This is a genomic window from Microtetraspora malaysiensis (assembly GCF_001528665.1).
Taxonomy (GTDB): Bacteria; Actinomycetota; Actinomycetes; order Streptosporangiales; family Streptosporangiaceae; genus Microtetraspora_A; species Microtetraspora_A malaysiensis.
The window spans coordinates 132478-150573 of record NZ_BBYJ01000048.1 but is presented as its reverse complement, the minus strand read 5'-3'; the positions used below and the strand labels follow the sequence as shown (position 1 = coordinate 150573).

Sequence of the window (18096 nt, the reverse complement as noted above, 5' to 3'; positions counted from 1 at the left end):
CGCCCGAACAGGTGCTGACCTTTACCCGCTTCGGCTATCGGGAGGCGGGAGGCGATCGCGGCTTCGGCCAGATCGATCGCCCGGGCCAGGGCGACGATCTCCGCCATCGCCACCTCGACCTCGGCACCGGTCTCGACCCCGGCGCTAACACCGGCTCCAGCCCGGGTCTCGGCCCCTGCGCCAACACCGGAACCGGCCCCAGCGCCAGCCTCAGCCCCAGCGCCGGCCACGGTCTCGCCCGACACCTTTGCCGCGGCCAGCCGTTCAGCACGAGCCAGCAACTCGATGACGTCGCGCCCGGCCAGTTTCAGACCGGGCCAGTCCGCTACCCGGCTATCACCACCAGCAGCATCCGGGCCAGTATCACCGATACCCCGGCCGTCAGCGCCCCGGCCATCACCAACAGCATTGCCATCGGCCCGGCGGTCACCGCCACGTCGACCCGAACCCTGTGCGTCTGTGTCCTGCGGGGCGCGGCCCGGACCCTGCTCGTCCTCGCGAATACGGCCCACGCCCAGCTGACCCTGGCCCTGCCGGTCCTTGCCCTGTCGGCCCGAGCCGTTCCGCTGCCGATCGTCCCGACCGGCGCGCTGGGATCCGTTCGACGATGGCTCGTGGAGGGTGGGACGGCGGCCTTGCCAGATCCCGTCCCAGGCCGACAGGTCACCACGGTCGTGCCCGGGCCGCGGTAGCTCGTCCCGACCGGAAGGGTCACCGCCATCGCCTCTGAGGCGCTGCGACTCCTCCCCGCTGTCAGGCTTATGGTCTTCCGGCGCGTCCGGAAGGCCGAGCAGCCGACGTGCCCAGGAGTGCGCCTCGTCCGGCTCGCGTTGCGCAGCTCGCCCGTCAACGCGCGCCGTGTCGCCCGGCTTGCCGCGCCGCGCAGCTCGCCCCTCGGGGCGGGCCGGGTCGTGTGGGGCGGGATCAGGGGCTCCTTCGCGGCCGCCGAAACCGCGGCCGTCATCGAGGAGCCCGGCGCTGCAAGCGCGGTCGAGGAGCACCGCCCCGTAGGAGTCACCGGAGAAACGATCGGATCCGATGAACGGCGTGTGCCGCCTTGACCTGCGCCGCCGCCGCGGGGACGCGGAAGGTGCGTCGGACGGCCGGGGCGGAGGAGCGTCCTCCGGTCCGCGCGACAACAGCACACCACCCGAAAGCATCATCTCTTCGCACCTCCCCTCCCGGTCTGACGGTCGAGCCTCTGCGAGGATATCGTTCACACGTTCGATAGGCAACTCTAAGTAATCACGCTTGCACTATTTGTGAGCACCGTGTGCGGCATTCCGATTGATGGGCATTCGCGACCGAAGGGGGCGCGCAAAGGTCGGAGTCTCTGGCGTCGGAGTCTCTGGCGTCGGAGTCTTTGGTGTCGAGGCCTCTGGTGACGGCGTCATCGCTGCCGACTCCACGAGTTGGCGGCGGCGAGGGTGGGGCGCCTGCGCGGTAGCGGTCGGCGAATGCCTCGGTTGCGCGTGGCAAACTCATGGACTACGTGCTGCACCAATTGCGCATCGGCGATTACATAGAGTGCATAAAAGGTGGTGTGGCCGATATATTCGCGCCGATTGAGCTGCCGGAGTACGCGCAGAGAGACATCCGGCGTCCCATTCGGGTGGCGTGCCGCTGTCGCGCCGACCATTTGATTTTGCGTCACCGTCACGACTCGCGTCACCGTCACGACGGCGATTTGCGTCACTGTTACGACGTTCGCGCCTCGGTGAGCGGCGAGGACTCCGGTCCGGCACCTCGCGCCTTCGGGTGTCTTGCGCCGGGGTGACGGTGTCCGTCCATCAGCAGGGGAGCCCGTCGGTCCGCTGATTGGAGCGCCTGCGGTGGCGTTCCCAAGCCTGCCGGTCCTCCGGTCGGAGCACTTGCGGTGGCGTTCCCAAGACCGCCGGTCCTCGAGTTCGCCGGTCCGCCGACCGGAGCACTTGCGGCGGCGTTCCCGAGACTGCCGCTTCCCGGCGCGATGACGGTGGTCCCCCCGATCGGTGAAGGCCGAGGGGCGGGCGGACGGCTTCGCCGTCGATGGAGACGACAAGTACGGCGATACCATCTCGCACTGCACACTCGCCGCGAAGTTGCACATTGATTCCATCTCGCCTATAGGTTTAGGGCTTCGTCCTAATGGCTGATAGGGGGAGAATCATGGGTACGACCGCCGCGAGTCTCGGGGCGGGCCGGTGAACATCTTCGACGAACCCGGTCAGGCCCACGTGGCGAACGGACGCCGCACGGACGAGAAGAAGGCCCGCGCGTCGGCGGGCATCAGCATCGTTAGCCTCCTGGGAGCGGGTGCAGTCGCGGGCGTGCTGGCCGCCGCTCTCGCGTTGCCGGCCGTCGGCGGCACGGGCGCGGCGATCCTCACCGCGTCCGACGGGCTCAATCTCAAGGCGGCGGATCTGAAGGAGCCCCCGCTGGCCGAGAAGACCACCGTCCTCGACGCCAGGGGCAACCAGATCGCCCAGTTCTACGAGGAGTATCGCGAGGTCGTCCCGCTCGACAAGGTGGCCGACTTGATGCAGAAGGCGATCGTCGCCATCGAGGACTACCGGTTCTACGAGCACGGCGCCATCGACCTCGAAGGCACCGCCCGAGCCATGGCGAAGAACCTCTCCTCGGGCGGCGTGAGCCAGGGCGGTTCCAGCATCACGCAGCAGTACGTCAAGCAGGTCCTCCTCAACACGGCGGTCTCCAAGGAGGACAAGAACGCGGCGCTGGCCCCGAGCTACGCCCGCAAGCTGAACGAGCTGCGCTACGCCATGGCGGTCGAGCAGAAGTACTCCAAGGACCAGATCCTGGAGAAGTACCTCAACATCGCCTACTTCGGCGCGGGGGCCAACGGCGTGCAGGCCGCGGCCAAGCGCTTCTTCGGGGTCAACGCGTCCGAACTGAACCTCGCGCAGGCGGCGACTCTGGCAGGGGCGGTGCAGATGCCGAACAGCACCGACCCGGAGGCGGGCCGGAAGGCACAGAAGCAGCTCCTCAAACGGCGCAACGTGGTGCTCGACCGGATGGCCGAGCTGAAGAAGATCACGCCGGAGGAGGCCAAGGCGGCCAAGGCCAAGAAGCTGGGCTACGTGGGAACGCCCCTGCCCGGCGGCTGCGGCGCGAGCCCCTATCCGTACTTCTGCATGTACGTCCGGAACGAGATCCTCAACAATCCGCGCTTCGGCAAGACGGAGAAGGCCCGCACCCGGTTCCTCAACCGGGGCGGCCTGACCATCAAGACGACGATCGACCCCAAGATGCAGGCCGCGGCCGAGCGGGCGATCCGGAAGCGGGTGCACGCGTCGGACAACGCCGTCGCGTCCGAGGCGCTGATTCAGCCCGGCACCGGCATGATCAAGGCGATGGCGGCGAGCCGCAAGTTCGGCAACAACGAGCGCAGGCACGAGATGTCGTTCAACGTCGTGGCGGACAAGGCGCACGGTGGCGGCATCGGCTTCCAGGCGGGCTCGACCTTCAAGACCTTCACGCTGCTCACGGCGCTCAAGAAGGGAATGAGGATCACCGACGGTTTCAACGTCGGCTCCGGATATCGCGCGTCGGGCTACTCCGCGTTCAAGAACTGCAAGGGCGAAAATATCGGCGACCCGACGCACACCGTCACCAACGACGAGGGCGGCGGCGGCTTCAAGAGCCTGCAGACGGGCACGTGGGGGTCGGTCAACACCTTCTTCATGACGCTGGAGCAGCGCGTCGGCCTGTGCGACACCGTGCAGACCGCCAAGTCGCTGGGCATCAAGCGCTCCGACGGCAACCCGCTGCAGGAGTACGAGACCTTCACCCTCGGCATCAACGAGATGGACCCGGTGACCGTCGCCAACGCGTACGCCGCGATCGGGGCGCGCGGGAAGTACTGCGCTCCCATGGCGATCTCCCAGATCACCGACCGGAACGGCAAGGTGACCGAATACCAGCCCCAGTGCCGCGAGGCGCTGGACCCGGAGGTCGCCGACGCGGCGGCGGACATCCTGTCGGGGGTGTTCACCAAGGGCACCATGCGCGGGGTGGGCGGCATCGGGCGGCCCGCCGCCGGCAAGACCGGTACCACCGACGACCAGGCCACCGCGTGGTTCGCCGGTTTCACGCCGGACCTCGCCGGCGCGGTGAGCATCGGCGACCCGCGTGGCTCGACCGCGCACAAGCTGAACGGCGTCACCATCGGCGGCACGTACTACGGATCGGTCTTCGGAGCCACGATCCCCGGCCCGATCTGGAACGACACCATGACGGCCGCGTTGCGTGGCGTCAAGGCGACCCCCTTCGAGCCGATCAACAAGAGCCGCTTCGGCGGTGGCGGTGGCGGTGGCGGCGGGGTCATCGGCGGCGAGCGCGGCGACCGTGCCGGCCGCGACAACGTGGTGGTGGTGACACCGGAAGACCGATGACCGTCTGGGCCCGGCGAGCGACATGAGGGCGGGGAAGGCGATGCCTTCCCCGCCCTCACTGTCTTCAGGCGGCCGCGGGAGGGGAGACCCTGCCGAGGATGAGATCCGCGGCGTGCCAGGCCATCGCCATGATGGGTCCGTTGAGGTTGCCCGACACCATGACCGGCAGCACCGAGCAGTCGACGATTCGCAGGTTGTCCACGCCTCTCACCCGCAGCTGCGAGTCCACCACGTCGCCCTCGTCCGGACCCATGGCGCAGGTGCCGATCGCGTGGTAGCCGCAGTAACCTCCGCCCAGCGCGGCATCGATGATCTCCTCGTCCGACCGCACCCCGGTCCCCGGGAAGGTCTCGTGCGCCAGTCGCGAGGCGATCGGCTCCTGCGCGAAGAACTCGCGCATCCGGCGGAAGAGGTCGGCCGCCACCTGACGATCGTGGTCGGTGTCGAAGTAGTTGGGATCGACGCGCAGCGGCGCGCCGGGGTCCGCGGACGTGATGGCCACGCTGCCCTCCGAGGTCGGGCGGAGCACCTCCGCGACCACCGACACGCCGGGCGGCCTCTCGACGGTGACCGTCTCGCCCGCCTTGTACGTGGCGACGGACCATGGCCCCATCAGCAACTGGGCGTCCGGCCGGTCCAGGTCCGGGCGGCTCTTGAGGAAGGCGATCACGTCGTACGCGGGCGCGGCGAGCGGTCCCTTGCGGTTCAGCAGGTACTTCAGCGCGGTCGCGCCCTGCCGGGCCGGCGTTGAGAGCGACCGGTTGTAGCCGAGGTCCTCCTTCAGCCGGAACTTCAGGGCGAGGCACCGGTGCTCGCGCATACGCGAGCCGACGGCGGCGCGGTCCAGCCGGACCCCCACACCGGCGGCGCGCAGCACCTCCGACGGCCCGATTCCCGACGACTGCAGCAGTTTCGGCGTGCCCAGACTGCCGAGGCAGAGGATGACCTCCCGGTCGGCGCGGTACTCCACCACACCGCCACCGGCGTTCCTGGCGCGCACGCCGACGGCCGTGTCCCCGTCGAACAGCAGCTCGGTCACCAGCGTGCCGGTGACGACGGTGAGGTTGGGCCGATCGCGTACGGGCCGCAGGAACGCCCTGGCCGCGCTGACCCTCCGCCCGTCCTTGATGGTCGCCATCGCGTGCCCGACGCGCTCGCCCTCGGACTCGTTGACGTCTCGCATGGCGGTCAGGCCCAGCGCGGTCCCGGCGGCGATCATCTCCTCGCACAGCGGATCCGGGTCGCGCGGGGGCGACACATGCAGCGGACCACCCGCGCCCCGGGTCTCCGACGGCCCAAGCGCGTTGTCCTCGATCGCACGGAAGATCGGCAGGATGGTGTCCCACCCCCAGCCCGGGTTGCCCAGCCGTACGAGCTCGTCGTAGTCGGCGCGCTGGCCGCGGTTGTAGACCATCCCGTTGATCGAACTGGATCCGCCGAGGACCCTTCCCCGGGGCCAGATCTCGCCCTGGCCGTCCGGGCCGAACGGGAGCGTCGGGTAGTGCCAGACCTTCCCCGGGTCGTCGAAGAGCTTCCCGAATCCCTTCGGGACGTGGTACAGCGGGTTGCGATCGGAGCCGCCCGCCTCGATCAGCAGCACCCGGACGTGTGGGTCTTCGGACAGCCGGGCGGCCAGCACGCACCCGGCCGATCCTGCTCCGATGATCAGATAGTCGGCCATGTGGGTCATCGTCCTATCTCCAGCGGCCCGGCCAGCATGGTTGGGTCATGGTCGGGCATCCGCAGTATGCCGGGATCGATACGATCACCGCCATAACTCCGCAAATGATCACGTTGGTCGCCGTGACCGGAGCCGCCGTACTGGCGGCTCAGGCCCCCGCGTCCGCGCGCTCCTCGCCCAGCGCCGTACGGACCCGACGGGATAGGGCGGGACCAACCTGACAGGGGCGTATTCGGGAGAGTCCACGGATACGCTCCGCCGTCCCGTGGGCTGTAAGAACCGGCACGGTCCGATCATTCCTCTGATGAAGGCACATGTAGGGGAATGGAGAACGCATGATCGAACCTGGTCCCCGGGACCGGTTCACCGCCCTGTACGACGCCTGCTATCCCAGCGTGTACGCGTACGCGGTGAGCCGTGCGGGGCGGCAGCTCGCGGAGGAGGTGGCGAGCGAGACATTCTGCGTCGCGTGGCGGCGGATCGACGATATGCCGGACGAGGCGCTCCCGTGGCTGCTCGGCGTCGCCCGCAACATCCTGCGAGAGTCGTACCGCGCGGACGCCCGGCGCCAGTCGCTGGAGAGCGAGCTGGCGGCGTGGGCCGCGGCCAGTGAGCACGTGACGGGCGACGTCGCCGACGCGGTGACCGAGAGGGCGGCTCTCCTGCGGGCGCTTGCGACGCTCTCCGACGGAGACCGTGAGCTGCTGACGCTGGTCGCCTGGCACGGTCTGCGGGCCGCGGACGCGGCGAAGGTCGTCGGCTGCTCCACCGCCACGTACTTCGTCCGGTTGCACCGCGCCCGGCGCAGGTTGGAGCGTGCGCTGGCCATCGCGGCGGTCGACGGCGCGAGCGTTCTCCCGTCCGAGTCTCTGGAATCCGTGAAGGAGTCGTTCCGGTGAAGAAGCCCGATCTCATGGAGATGCTCGCCGACGTTCGTCCCGCCTCGCTCACGCCGGAGGACGATCCGCGCCGGCTCGACCGGATCATCGCCGCGGCCGCGCGGCCGTCCGTCGTGGCTGAGCCCGTTCCCCGCCCCGGCCGAGGCCGTCCGGGGTGGGGCTGGGGAGCCGGAGTGGCGGCGGCGGGCCTCGCGGCGGCCGCGATCCTGGTTCCCGGCGCCGTCGGCGACCGGTCCGCCGAGCCCGCCGCGCGCGGCCTGCTGCTCGCCGCCGCGGAGCAGACCGTGAACGCGCCGACCGGCGCGGGCCGGTACTGGCACAGCCGCGGCGTGAACAGCGCGTCCCCGACCGACCGGACGTCCGACGGTCTCTGCCGGGACGAGACGTGGGTGGCGCGGTCGCCCAAGGATCCGAGCTGGTGGATCGTCCATTCCTGGACCCGGCTCGGCGACGTCAAGGACGCCCTCCTGCCGCCGGAGAAGGGCGTGTGGAGCTCGGAGCAGGCCCACTTCACCTGCGTCCGCGGCCGCCGGGCGGTGGACAGCACCGACGGCGCGACCCCGTATCTCCAGCGGCTGGACGCCTTCGCGGAGCCGGGGTCGAGCTGGCCCAACGTCGACGGCAGGGTGGTCTCCCTCGCCGAGATCGACGCCCTGCCCACCGATCCGGAGTCGCTGAAGGAGGTGCTCATCCAGTGGCAGGTTCCCGGAGTCAGCGATGAGAGACGGGACGAGATCCTGTTCGAGCAGGCGGCGGAGATGCTGCTCGAACTCCCCGCCCCCTCCGGTGTCCGGGCGGCGCTGTTCCGGCTGATGGCCGATCTGCCCGACGTCCGTTCTCTCGGCGGCGTACGGGACCCGCTGGGCCGTGACGCGGTGGGGGTCGCGCGCCGGAGCAGCTGCGATCAGGAGTTCGGTGGCGAGCTGCAGGTCCTGTTCGACAAGGACACCGGACGGCTGCTGTCCGTGAAGCGGCTGGACGGCGAGCGGGGCTGTGCGGACCTCCGGCCGATCAGCTGGAGCGCCGTCCAGGAGTCCGGCTGGACCGACGAGTCGCCGAAGGTCCCCGCGGACCGCTCCTGAAGCCCGGCCTCGGCTGATAGCCCGGCGAGGGGCGAGGTTTCCGCCGTGCGTTTGTGGTTCTCCAAGATCGATACGATCACCGCCATGATTCCGCAAATGATCACGTTGGTCGCCGTGGCCGGAGCCGCCGTACTGGCGGCTCAGGCCCCCGCGTCCGCGTCCTCCTCTTTCGTTCCGCCCTCTTCGTCGTCCGCCGCCACGACGGCGCCGTTACGCCTGCGCGGCGGCCTGACCCTGGATCTGCCGAGCTCGTGGCAGGTGTACGGCGGCGGCGACCAGATCCGCGTGGTGACCGGCGCCTGCGCGCGGCCCCGGGGCCACTACTTCGAGCCCAACTGCCGCAGCTTCTGGGTGATGGGCACGCAGGCGATCAAGACCGGAGGCGAGGGCTTCCAGCCGTACAACCCGAACCAGGGGCCGTTCTATCCGGCGGTGGACGTCGCGCCGTGCGCCACCGACCCCTCGCTCGGCCAGGTCCTCGGCAAGGCGGTCGCGGCCGGCTACCGCCCCTTCGGGGCGAGGCACAAGGCCCGCTACCGGGTGTGGCCGGGCCGGTGCGTCCGCGACAACGGCGAGCAGAAGTCCGTGTTCAGCCAGCGCGAGTGGTACCTGCCGAAGGAGCGGATCCTGATCGTCGACCAGTGGAACACACCGGGTCTGACCACCGTCCTGAAGCACGCCACCTGGAGCTGACCGTCACGCCGACCGGGCGGAGGCGCGATCTCCCCACGGCCCGCCCCGCCGGCGTCGCGGGTCCGGCCGATAACGTGAGCACTTCCGATCACGAGGAGGACGGGTTGAAGGGCGCGCTGCTGGTCGCGGGCACCACCTCGGACGCCGGGAAGAGCGTCGTCACCGCCGGGATCTGCCGGTGGCTGGCCAGACGGGGCGTCCGGGTCGCCCCCTTCAAAGCGCAGAACATGTCGCTCAACTCGTTCGTCACCGGTGACGGAGCCGAGATCGGCCGCGCGCAGGCGGTCCAGGCCGCCGCGTGCGGCCTGGAACCGACCGCCGACATGAACCCGATCCTCCTCAAACCGGGCAGCGACCGGCGCAGCCAGGTGGTCGTGCTCGGCCGTCCCATGGCCGACGTGGACGCGATGGAGTACGGCGCGCTCAAGGACCGGCTGCGCGCGGTCGCCGTCGAGTCGCTCGACCGGCTGCGCTCGCGGTACGACGTGGTGGTCTGCGAGGGCGCGGGCAGCCCGGCCGAGATCAACCTGCGCCCGGGCGACATCGCCAACATGGGCCTGGCCCAGGCGGCCCGGCTGCCGGTCATCGTCGTCGGCGACATCGACAGGGGCGGCGTCTTCGCCTCCATGTACGGCACGCTCGCCCTGCTCGACGCCGCCGACCAGGCGCTCGTCGCGGGGTTCGTCGTCAACAAGTTCAGGGGAGCCCGCGAGCTCTTGGAGCCGGGGCTGGACATGCTCCGCGGCCTGACCGGCCGCGAGGTCTACGGCGTGCTCCCGTGGCTGGACGGCCTGTGGATGGACGTGGAGGACTCGCTCGCCCTGGACAACCGGCCGCCGGCCGCCGCCTCGGCGTCCGGGCGGGGAACGTTGCGGGTGGCCGTCGTCCGGCTGCCCCGGATCTCCAACTTCACCGACGTGGACGCGCTGGCCAGTGAGCCGGGGGTGGTCGTCCGCTTCGTGACCTCGGCCGCCGAGCTGGACGACGCCGACCTGGTCATCCTGCCCGGCTCCCGTGCCACCGTCTCCGACCTCGCCTGGCTGCGCTCGACCGGCCTGGCGGACGCCGTACGGGAGCGGGCGGTCAAGGGGCGGCCGATCCTCGGCGTCTGCGGCGGCTACCAGATGCTGGCCCGGACGATCAGGGACGACGTCGAGTCCGCCGCCGGGCTGGTGGAGGGCCTCGGCCTGCTGCCCGCGTCGGTCGAGTTCGCGTCCGAGAAGACCCTGTCCCGGCCGGTGGGGGAGGCGTACGGCTGCCGCGTCTCCGCGTACGAGATCCACCACGGCACGGTGACGGTGGACCCGACCCCGACCCCGACCCCGACCCCGGTCGCGTTCGCCGGGAACGGGGAGCGGCGGGCCGAGCCGTTCCTCGACGGCTGCCGCCTCGGCCCGGTGTGGGGGACGACCTGGCACGGCGCGTTGGAGAACGACGCGTTCCGCCGGGCCTTCCTCGCCGACGTCGCGACCGTTGCGGGGCGGGACTTCGCGCCCGCGCCGGACACCTCGTTCTCCGCGCTCCGCGAGGCCCGGCTGGACGCCCTGGGCGACCTCGTCGAGCGGCACATGGACACCGGTGCGCTGGCCCGCCTGATCGACGGCGGCGCCCCCGACGGCCTCCGGACGCTGCCGCCCGGCGCGTGACGGCCGCACGCCGTCCCGGCCGTGCGGTTGACCTACGATCGCGGAGTGACGGACGAGACGCTTCACACCCAGGCCATCGACGCCTTCATCGCCGCGACCGAGACCGCCGATCCCGACCAGCGGGCCACGCTGCTGAGCCGTGCGCTCGCCCCCGACATCGTCTTCTGGGGACCGCTGGGCCGCGGGGTCGGCCGGGAGGCCGTGTCGGACTTCATCACCGAGGTGGTGCGCAGCCACCCGTCGGGGCCGTGCCGCATGGTGCGGACCACGCGCGTGGACGCGCCGGGCGAGTGGGCCAGGTTCGGCTGGTGCTACGAGGACGCCGAGGGCCGGGTCCTCCTGTCCGGCACGGACGTCGTCCACGTCACCCCCGCCGGGGACATCGACGAGATCGTGGTCTTCGCCGGCCCGCTGTGAGCCGGACTTCACCGCGGGGACGTCCCGGGGCGTGCGGCGATGGAGAGGTAAATTGTCGGGCCGCGGCGCCTCCCACCCGCGTTTCGCCCGCATGGAAGGTGCCGTGACCTGGGCACATCTTCCCGCGATGTGTGACAGGACTTCCCCGGACGCCGCCGCCGTGCCGTCTCGCGGCCCCATGTGGGCGCGGGTGGGCCGGATGCTCGTCGTCGTGATGGCGGCGCTGGGGCTCTTCTCGGCGAACGCCGCCTCCTGTTGCACGCTCGACCAAGCGCATCACGTCCATCACCACCACGTCGCCGCCGGGACGCCCTGTCCCGACGACGACGGCGGCGGCTGCGGTGACCTGCCCCACCACTCCGAGTGCTGCGACGAGGCCGTGGCGCTGTGGACCCGCGCCGTGGACGGCTACGCCCCCCTCCACGCCACGGCCGCCACCATGGTCGTGCTGCCGGTCGCGCCGCGCCTTCCGTCCCGGCCCGCGCCTCCGCCGTCGCTCCGCGTACCGTGCGGGGGCGACCGGGTCGCGCTCTGCGTGCTGCGCATATAGGCCCACCGTTCCGCGCGAGGAACTTCGCGCGGGGAAGCGCAGACGACGTCATCCGGTGCCCCGGGAGGGGGCGCCGCGGACCTTTGGTGGGTTGGTCAACAGTGAATTCTCTCGTCAGTTCCACGCTGCCCGCGTTCGACGGCTTCGCGCCGGCGCGGCAGCCGTACGTCCCGGCGCACGTCCACACGCACGTCCGGGTCGGCGACACGCCGGTCACCTGGATCCCCGCGCGTGGCCCGGCTCCGGGGCGGGGCTTCTGGGCGAAGCTGGAAGGGTTCAACCCGGGCGGCATCAAGGACCGTCCGGCGCTCAACATGGTGCGCTGTGCCCGGCGGCGCGGCGAGCTGGCCCCCGGCGGCACGATCGTCGAGTCGACCAGCGGCACGCTCGGGCTCGGCCTGGCGCTGGCCGGCATCGTCCACGGTCACCCGGTCACGCTCGTCGCCGACCCCGGTCTGGAGCCGCTCATGGCGCGGCTGCTCCGGGCGTACGGCGCCCGCCTGGAGATCGTGACCGAGCCGCACCCGACCGGCGGATGGCAGGAGGCGCGCAAGGAGCGGGTCCGGCGGCTGCTCGCCGAGCTGCCCGACGCCTACTGCCCGAACCAGTACGACAACCCGGACAATGTGGCGGCCTACGCCACGCTCGCCGCCGAGCTGGTGGCGCAGCTCCCGCTGATCGACGTCCTCGTCTGCTCGGTGGGTACGGGAGGGCACAGCGCGGGGATCCTCCGGGCGCTGCGCCATACCTTCCCCGACGTCTCGCTGGTCGGGGTGGACACGATCGGCTCGACGATCTTCGGGCAGCCCGCCCGGTCGCGGCTGATGCGCGGGCTCGGCAGCAGCATCCATCCGCGGAACGTCGACTACGCGGCGTTCTCCGAGGTCCACTGGGTCAACCCGGCGGAGGCGGTGCACACCTGCCGGGCGCTCGCCGCCGCGCACTACGCCACCGGCGGGTGGAGCGCGGGCGCGGTCGCCATGGTCGCCGACTGGGTGGCCAGGACCTCGCCGAAGGGGACCGCGATCGTGGCGGTCTTCCCCGACGGCCCCTGGCGGTACTGGAACACGGTCTTCGACGACGAGTACTGCGCGGCCAACGGCCTGCTCGGCGTCGTCCCGGCCGACGATCCGGACGAGATCTCCCACCCGGCCGAGCGGGAGGTCGCCCGATGGACCCGCTGCGCGACCGTGGTCGACCCGCTGGGAGCCGCCGTATGAGAGCGCGGTTCACGTCGTTCGGCCCGGCCGTGCGGCTCCTCATGATCAACCAGTTCGGCATCAACCTGGGCTTCTACATGCTCGTGCCGTACCTGGCCGACCACCTGTCGGGGCGGCTCGGGCTGGCCGTCTGGCTGACCGGGCTGCTGCTCGGCCTGCGCAACCTCAGCCAGCAGGGCATGTTCCCGATCGGCGGCACCCTCTGCGACCGGTACGGCTACAAGCCGCTGATCATGGCGGGGTGCGCGCTGCGCACCGTGGGGTTCGCCCTGTTCGGCGTCTCGACGTCGGTGCCCGCGCTCATCGTCGCCTCGGTGCTGACCGGCCTCGCGGGGGCGCTGTTCAACCCGGCGGTCCGCGCCTACATCGCGGTCGAGGCGGGGGAGCGGAAGGTCGAGGCGTTCGCCCTGTTCAACGTCTTCTACCAGGCGGGGATCCTGGCCGGGCCGCTGGTCGGCGTGCTGCTCGTCGCGGTCGACTTCCGGCTCGCCTGCCTGGCCGCCTCGGTCGTCTTCGCGGCGCTGACGCTGCTGCAGGCCCGCAGGCTGCCTTCGCGGCAGGGTACGGCGCAGGGCACGGGCCGGCCGGTGCCCGCCGACTGGAAGGAGGTGCTCGCGAACCGGCCGTTCGTGGCGTTCTCGGCGGCCATGTTCGTGTCGTACGCGCTCTCGTACCAGGTCTATCTGGGGCTCCCACTGGAGCTGGGGCGCGCGGGCGGGGGCCAGGCCGCGATCGCCGTGATGTACACCTTCACCGCGCTGCTCGCGGTGGCCGGGCAGGTCCGGCTGACCGCCTTCGCCTCGCGCCGGTGGCGGCCGGAGCAGGCCATCGCGCGCGGGCTCGCGGTCATGGGCGCGGCCTTCGTGCCCGTGCTGCTCGCGAGCCAGTTCGCTGCCCAGCCCGAGCGCCTGCCGTACGGGCTGGGGGCGGCGCCCGCGGTGCTCAGCGCGATCCTGCTCACCGCCGCGGGGATGCTGATCTTCCCGTTCGAGATGGCGATGATCTCGACCCTGGGAAGGCCGGAGCTGACGGGCACCTACTACGGGCTCTACAACGCCTTCTCGGGGGTCGGCATCCTGCTCGGCAACCTAGCCAGCGGCTGGGCCATCGACGTGGGGGCCGCCCACGGCGTCCCCGCGCTGCCGTGGCTGCTCCTGCTGGCCGCCGGGCTCGCCTCGGCGTACGCGATACGGCGGCTCGACCGTGCCGGGCGGCTCCGGCCCGCGCCGCCCCCCGGCCGCCTGAGCGAGGAGCCGGTGAGTTAGCGCGGCGGAGCCGCGGGCTCCTCGGGCACGCGGGGCGGGGTGGCGGTGAGGATCGACGACAACAGGCCCGGGAAGCGGTGTTCCAGGTCGTCCCGGCGCAGGCGGCTCGGCCGGGCCGTCCCGTCGATCCGGGTGGAGACCACCCCGCTGTGGCGGCGTCCGCGTCGATGACAGCCGGAGCCCGGGCGTCGGCGTACAGCAAGAGCGTGGCTGGGCGCGACTCAGCTCACCGCCTGCCTCACCAGCGCACTGATCCGCGCCTCCGTCTCGGCCGTCACCTCGGTCAGGGCGAAACCGACCGCCCACGCCGTGCCGTCGTCCAGCTTCGCCTGGTCGCTGAACCCGAGCGTCGCGTAGCGCGTCTTGAACTTCGCCGCACTCTGGAAATGGCAGACGATTTTGCCGTTCAGCGCGTAGGCGGGCATGCCATACCAGAGCTTCGGCGCGAGGGCCGGGGCGCTGGTGGTGATGATGGCGTGGACGCGCTCGGCGAGGAGCCGGTCCGAGTCCTGCATCTCGGCGATCTTCGCGAGTACGTCCTGCTGCTCCTGCGCGGCCTTGTCCGCACGCGAACTACGGCGCGCTGCCTTCTTCTGGTCTTGGGCGTGCTCCTTCATCGCGGCCCGTTCCTCGGCCGTGAATCCGTGGTAAGTGGTGCTTTCGGTGCTGCTCATGGCAGATTTCCCCCTTGCGGAGCTTGATGTTCGGAATCTCGCGTCGGTCGTCGACGACGTCCGGCTGCGCTGACGCTTTTCCCTGATGGACTCGGCATCACCGGCCTGTATTCGCGTGATGATGCCGTCGAGGTCGCCGCTCAGCGGTCCTGGATCAGCCCGAGGACGTTGCCGTCGGGGTCGGTGACGGTGGCCACCAGGCGGCCGCCGCCGACCTCGTGCGCGGCCTCCTTCACGGTGGCCCCCGCGGCGGTCAGCTCGGCCAGCTTCGCCTCGATGTCCGGCACGTGCCAGTAGGCGACCGGTGAGGTCATGCCCTGCGGTCCACCGTCCGGCACCAGTCCGATGTGCTGGCCCGCGGCATCGAAGCCGACGTAGTAGGGCGAGTCGGTCTGCGGCGCGATGCCGAGCAGGGCCGCGTACACCGCCTTGGCCTTCGCCAGGTCGGACACGGGGTGCAGCACGGTCATGATCCCCTGGGTGGAAGAGGCGGTCATCGTCACTCCTGTGGTCGTGGGTCACATCGACCCGCCGTGTGGACATTCACAGCTTCGCTTTCGCCCCGTCCGCTCCACATCCGTGGCGACCACGGAACCGCCCACGGATCGACGGCACGGATCGACAGCACGGATCGCGGGCGGTGGTCACCACGGATGGGGCCGTGAAGCGGATGCGGCAAACTGGGGCGGTGGTGACAGACGTGGAGATCTCGCCTCGGGAAGCCGAGGTGCTGGAACTGGTCGGGGCCCATCTCAGCAACGCCGAGATCGCGGCGCGGCTGTGCATCTCGGTGCGGACGGTGGAGAGTCACGTCTCCTCGCTGCTGCGCAAGCTGGAGGTGCCGGATCGGCGGGCGCTCGCCCAGCGTGCGCCCGAGCCGACCGGTGCCGGCCCCTCGCGCCCGGCACCAGTTCTGCCCGCCCCGCTGACCTCGTTCATCGGCCGGGAGAGCGAGCGGGCCGAGCTGACCGAGATGATCAAGGCGCACCGTCAGGTGACCGCGGTCGGTCCCGGCGGGGTGGGCAAGACCCGGCTCGCGTTGGCGGCGGCCGCGGAAGCAGCCGGTGAGTACTCCGACGGGGTGTGGTTCGTCGACCTCGTCCCGGTCACCGACCCGGGGATGATCGCGACCGCGGTCGCCGGGGCGCTCGGCCTGGGTGAGCAGCCCGGCCGCGACATGACCGAGTCCGTGGTCGCCGCGCTGGCCGACCGTCACGCGTTGCTGGTGCTGGACAACTGCGAGCACGTGGTGGACGGGGTGGCGCTGCTTCTTGAGCGGCTGCTGGCGACGTGCCCTCGGTTGACGGTGCTGGCGACCAGCCGGGCCCGGCTGATGGTGCCGTTCGAACGGGTGTATCCGGTGCCGCCGCTGTCGTTGACCGTCGACGGTGAGTCGGACGCGGTCGCGTTGTTCATGGAGCGGGTGGCGGCGGTCGGCCGGCCGCTGGATCCGTCACTGCGCGACCAGGTCGCCGCGATCTGTGCGCGGCTGGACGGAATGGCGCTGGCGATCGAGCTGGCCGCCGCCCGGTATCCCACGCTCGGGCTCGATGGCATCACCGCCGCCCTGTCCCACCCGCTCCGGATGCTCACCGGCGGCTCCCGCGCCGACGAACGGCACCGTTCCGTGCGGGGGGCGCTGGACTGGAGCCACGCCCTGCTGGAGCCGGCCGACCGGGCGCTGCTGCGCCGGGTGTCGGTGTTCGTGGCGCCGTTCACCGCCGCGGCGGCGGCGGAGGTGGCCGGATCCGAGGAAGGCATTGTCGCCGAGGGACTGGCTCGGCTCGCCGAACAGAGCCTGCTGGTGGTGACGGCGTCCCCGGGCGGTACGGAGTACCGGGCGCTGGAGACCATCCGCCAGTACGCGACCGAGCGGCTCGCCGAGGCCGGTGAGCTGGTCGACGCTCGATCCCGGCACCTTCGCTGGTGCCTGGCCAAGGCCGCCGGACTGGCAGTGGCACGCCAGGACTGGCGGGCCCGGTTCGACCTGGTGGCGGACGATCTCCGCGCGGCCCTGGTGTGGGCGGCCGAACAGCCGGAGCAGCGCGCGGACGCGTACGATCTCGCCCGGCGCCTGGCGGAGCTGACCTTCACCCGTAACCTGATCGGCGAGTCGCAGGGGCGCTATGAGCAGGCGGCCGCGCTCGCGACCGATCCTGCCGCCGCGGCGTCGATGCTGCGGCAGGCGGCGGCCGTGGCCGGCTGCCGGATGCATGGCGATGACATGGACCGCCTGCACCGCGCGGCCGCGGACGCCGCCCGCAGGTCCGGCGACACCGCCGGTGCCGCCCGTGACCTGGCGACCGCCGCCGCCAACGCCTACCGGTTCTCCGGCAAGTTCGTACGGAAGCTGCCGCAGCAGGAGGCGATCGCACTCATCACCCAGGCGCGGGAGCTGGCCGGCGACGACCCGGCCGCGCAGGCCGCGGTGGCGCTGGCCGAGGCCGGGCGGGCGCTCTCCGACGCAATGGGCGCCGCACAGGGCCTGGACGACAACGGGGTCCCGGTGACGATCGCCCGCGCGGAACGATCGGTCGAACTCGCTCACCGCACGGGTGACCCGCTCGCCGAATCCGCCGCGCTGGATACGCTCGCCTGCGCCCAGAGCTGGGCCGGCGACACGTTCGCCGCCGCCGGCACGGCCCGGCGCCGGATCACCCTGCTCTCGTCCACACCGGACACCCCGGCCGGTACCCACGAGCTGATCGAGGCACTTGGTGAGGTCACCGAGGCTGGCCTCGGCGCGGGGGACCTGCCTGGTGCCCGCCGGTGGGCACGGCAACTGGCGGATCATCCGCTGCTGGCGGAGGTCGGCCATCGCGCCACGGGCTGGCTCCTTGTGGCCGACGCGTTCGCGGGCAACCTTGACGACGTACGCGCCGGCAGCGTTCGGTTCCTCGACGCGTGGCAGCGGGCCGGCGGCCCCGCCAGGTCCGTCCTCGGTCCGCCGGCGGCTGCGGTGGCGACGATCCACGGCCTGTGCGACGACCAGGACGCCCGGCGCGAATGGAGCGCGGTCCTGAATCAACTCGACCCCTCACCGGGCAATACCTACGGCTACGGGGCGGTCTTCGACGCGATGCTTCTGCTCCACCGCGGGCAGGCGCCGCAGGCGCTGGAGCGGCTGGCGCCTGAGCCCGGCGAGGTGTGGCAATGGGTCACCTGGATCTGGCTTCACTGGTACGTGGCGCTGCGCGCCGAAGCCGCCGTGCTCGCCGGGAGCCCCGGTGCTCGCGACCGGGTGGCCGAGGCTCGGACCGTCGTGGCCGGCAACCCGGTCGCCACCGCCATTGTGGAGCGGGCCCAAGCGCTGCTCGACAATGACCGGGAGCGGTTGCTCGCCACGGTAGACGCGTTTGACGCCGCCGGCTGCCGCTACCAGTCGCTGCGCACCCTGGTGCTCGCCGGCGGCGACCACGCCGGTCGTGGCGCGGCCGCGCTGGCCGATCTCGGCTTCGCCCCGATGGCCCCCGCCGCGACACCGATGATGGCCTCAGAGCGATAGCCGCCGGGGAGGATCCACCAGATCGAACTCAGCGACTGAGCACAGAATCGCGGATTCTCAGCACAGGGTT

16 protein-coding genes are annotated in these 18096 nt (G+C 71.5%); 11 read left to right on the top strand and 5 right to left on the bottom strand.

The annotated features are described in order from the left end of the window. A partial coding sequence (locus AWQ71_RS42965) for a hypothetical protein (RefSeq protein WP_169806741.1) occupies positions 1–692 on the top strand: 692 nt, incomplete at its 5' end. Between the two features lie 698 nt (positions 693–1390). Here the strand turns inward: AWQ71_RS42965 and AWQ71_RS42460 are convergent. Beyond that, complete coding sequence (locus tag AWQ71_RS42460; RefSeq protein ID WP_157570880.1) at positions 1391–1696, bottom strand: hypothetical protein; 306 nt, start codon at positions 1694–1696, stop codon at positions 1391–1393. A gap of 487 nt (positions 1697–2183) precedes the next feature. Between AWQ71_RS42460 and AWQ71_RS39400 the strand changes: the two genes are divergently transcribed. Continuing rightward, positions 2184–4394 carry a transglycosylase domain-containing protein gene (locus AWQ71_RS39400; protein ID WP_369407244.1) on the top strand — a complete coding sequence of 737 codons (2211 nt, stop codon included), beginning with the start codon at positions 2184–2186 and terminating at the stop codon, positions 4392–4394. 64 nt (positions 4395–4458) lie between these two features. On the opposite strand, the gene AWQ71_RS39395 is transcribed toward AWQ71_RS39400, so the two are convergent. Then, the gene (locus tag AWQ71_RS39395; RefSeq protein WP_067144228.1) at positions 4459–6075 is read right to left on the bottom strand and encodes a GMC family oxidoreductase; all 1617 of its coding nucleotides are present in this window, start codon (positions 6073–6075) and stop codon (positions 4459–4461) included. A gap of 335 nt (positions 6076–6410) precedes the next feature. Between AWQ71_RS39395 and AWQ71_RS39390 the strand changes: the two genes are divergently transcribed. The 8 genes from AWQ71_RS39390 (at position 6411) to AWQ71_RS39355 (ending at position 13847) form a co-directional block, all read left to right on the top strand. Further along, positions 6411–6974 carry an RNA polymerase sigma factor gene (locus tag AWQ71_RS39390; RefSeq protein ID WP_067144226.1) on the top strand — a complete coding sequence of 188 codons (564 nt, stop codon included), beginning with the start codon at positions 6411–6413 and terminating at the stop codon, positions 6972–6974. After that, on the top strand, positions 6971–8056 hold the full coding sequence (locus AWQ71_RS39385) for a CU044_5270 family protein (protein WP_067144225.1): 1086 nt from the start codon (positions 6971–6973) through the stop codon (positions 8054–8056). Before AWQ71_RS39390 ends, AWQ71_RS39385 begins: the two co-directional genes overlap by 4 nt. A 96-nt stretch (positions 8057–8152) precedes the next feature. Beyond that, positions 8153–8749 (top strand): hypothetical protein, encoded by a 597-nt coding sequence (locus tag AWQ71_RS39380; RefSeq protein ID WP_157570879.1) that lies wholly within the window; start codon positions 8153–8155, stop codon positions 8747–8749. 104 nt (positions 8750–8853) lie between these two features. Beyond that, on the top strand, positions 8854–10395 hold the full coding sequence (locus AWQ71_RS39375) for a cobyric acid synthase (RefSeq protein WP_067144221.1): 1542 nt from the start codon (positions 8854–8856) through the stop codon (positions 10393–10395). Positions 10396–10440: 45 nt separating this feature from the next. Then, positions 10441–10812 (top strand): nuclear transport factor 2 family protein, encoded by a 372-nt coding sequence (locus AWQ71_RS39370; RefSeq protein ID WP_067144219.1) that lies wholly within the window; start codon positions 10441–10443, stop codon positions 10810–10812. Between the two features lie 127 nt (positions 10813–10939). Next, positions 10940–11362, top strand: a complete 423-nt coding sequence (locus AWQ71_RS39365; protein WP_157570878.1) for a hypothetical protein — start codon at positions 10940–10942, stop codon at positions 11360–11362. Positions 11363–11463: 101 nt separating this feature from the next. Next, complete coding sequence (locus tag AWQ71_RS39360) at positions 11464–12582, top strand: PLP-dependent cysteine synthase family protein (protein ID WP_281196548.1); 1119 nt, start codon at positions 11464–11466, stop codon at positions 12580–12582. Next, a complete protein-coding gene (locus AWQ71_RS39355) occupies positions 12579–13847 on the top strand; it encodes an MDR family MFS transporter (RefSeq protein WP_067144215.1) in 1269 nt (422 codons plus the stop codon). Before AWQ71_RS39360 ends, AWQ71_RS39355 begins: the two co-directional genes overlap by 4 nt. Here AWQ71_RS39355 and AWQ71_RS42455 read toward each other — a convergent pair. The 3 genes from AWQ71_RS42455 to AWQ71_RS39345 form a co-directional block, all read right to left on the bottom strand. After that, positions 13844–13990, bottom strand: a complete 147-nt coding sequence (locus tag AWQ71_RS42455) for a hypothetical protein (protein WP_218002161.1) — start codon at positions 13988–13990, stop codon at positions 13844–13846. The genes AWQ71_RS39355 and AWQ71_RS42455 overlap by 4 nt on opposite strands. Positions 13991–14068: 78 nt before the next feature. Further along, entirely contained in the window at positions 14069–14521 is a 453-nt protein-coding gene (locus tag AWQ71_RS39350) for an iron chaperone (RefSeq protein WP_067144213.1), read from the bottom strand. A 140-nt stretch (positions 14522–14661) separates the two neighbouring features. After that, positions 14662–15018: a VOC family protein gene (locus tag AWQ71_RS39345; protein ID WP_067144211.1), complete on the bottom strand. Its 357-nt coding sequence runs from the start codon at positions 15016–15018 to the stop codon at positions 14662–14664. A gap of 191 nt (positions 15019–15209) precedes the next feature. On the opposite strand from AWQ71_RS39345, the gene AWQ71_RS39340 reads away from it, so the two are divergent. Then, positions 15210–18026 (top strand): ATP-binding protein, encoded by a 2817-nt coding sequence (locus AWQ71_RS39340; RefSeq protein ID WP_245658986.1) that lies wholly within the window; start codon positions 15210–15212, stop codon positions 18024–18026. Positions 18027–18096 lie beyond the last annotated feature (70 nt).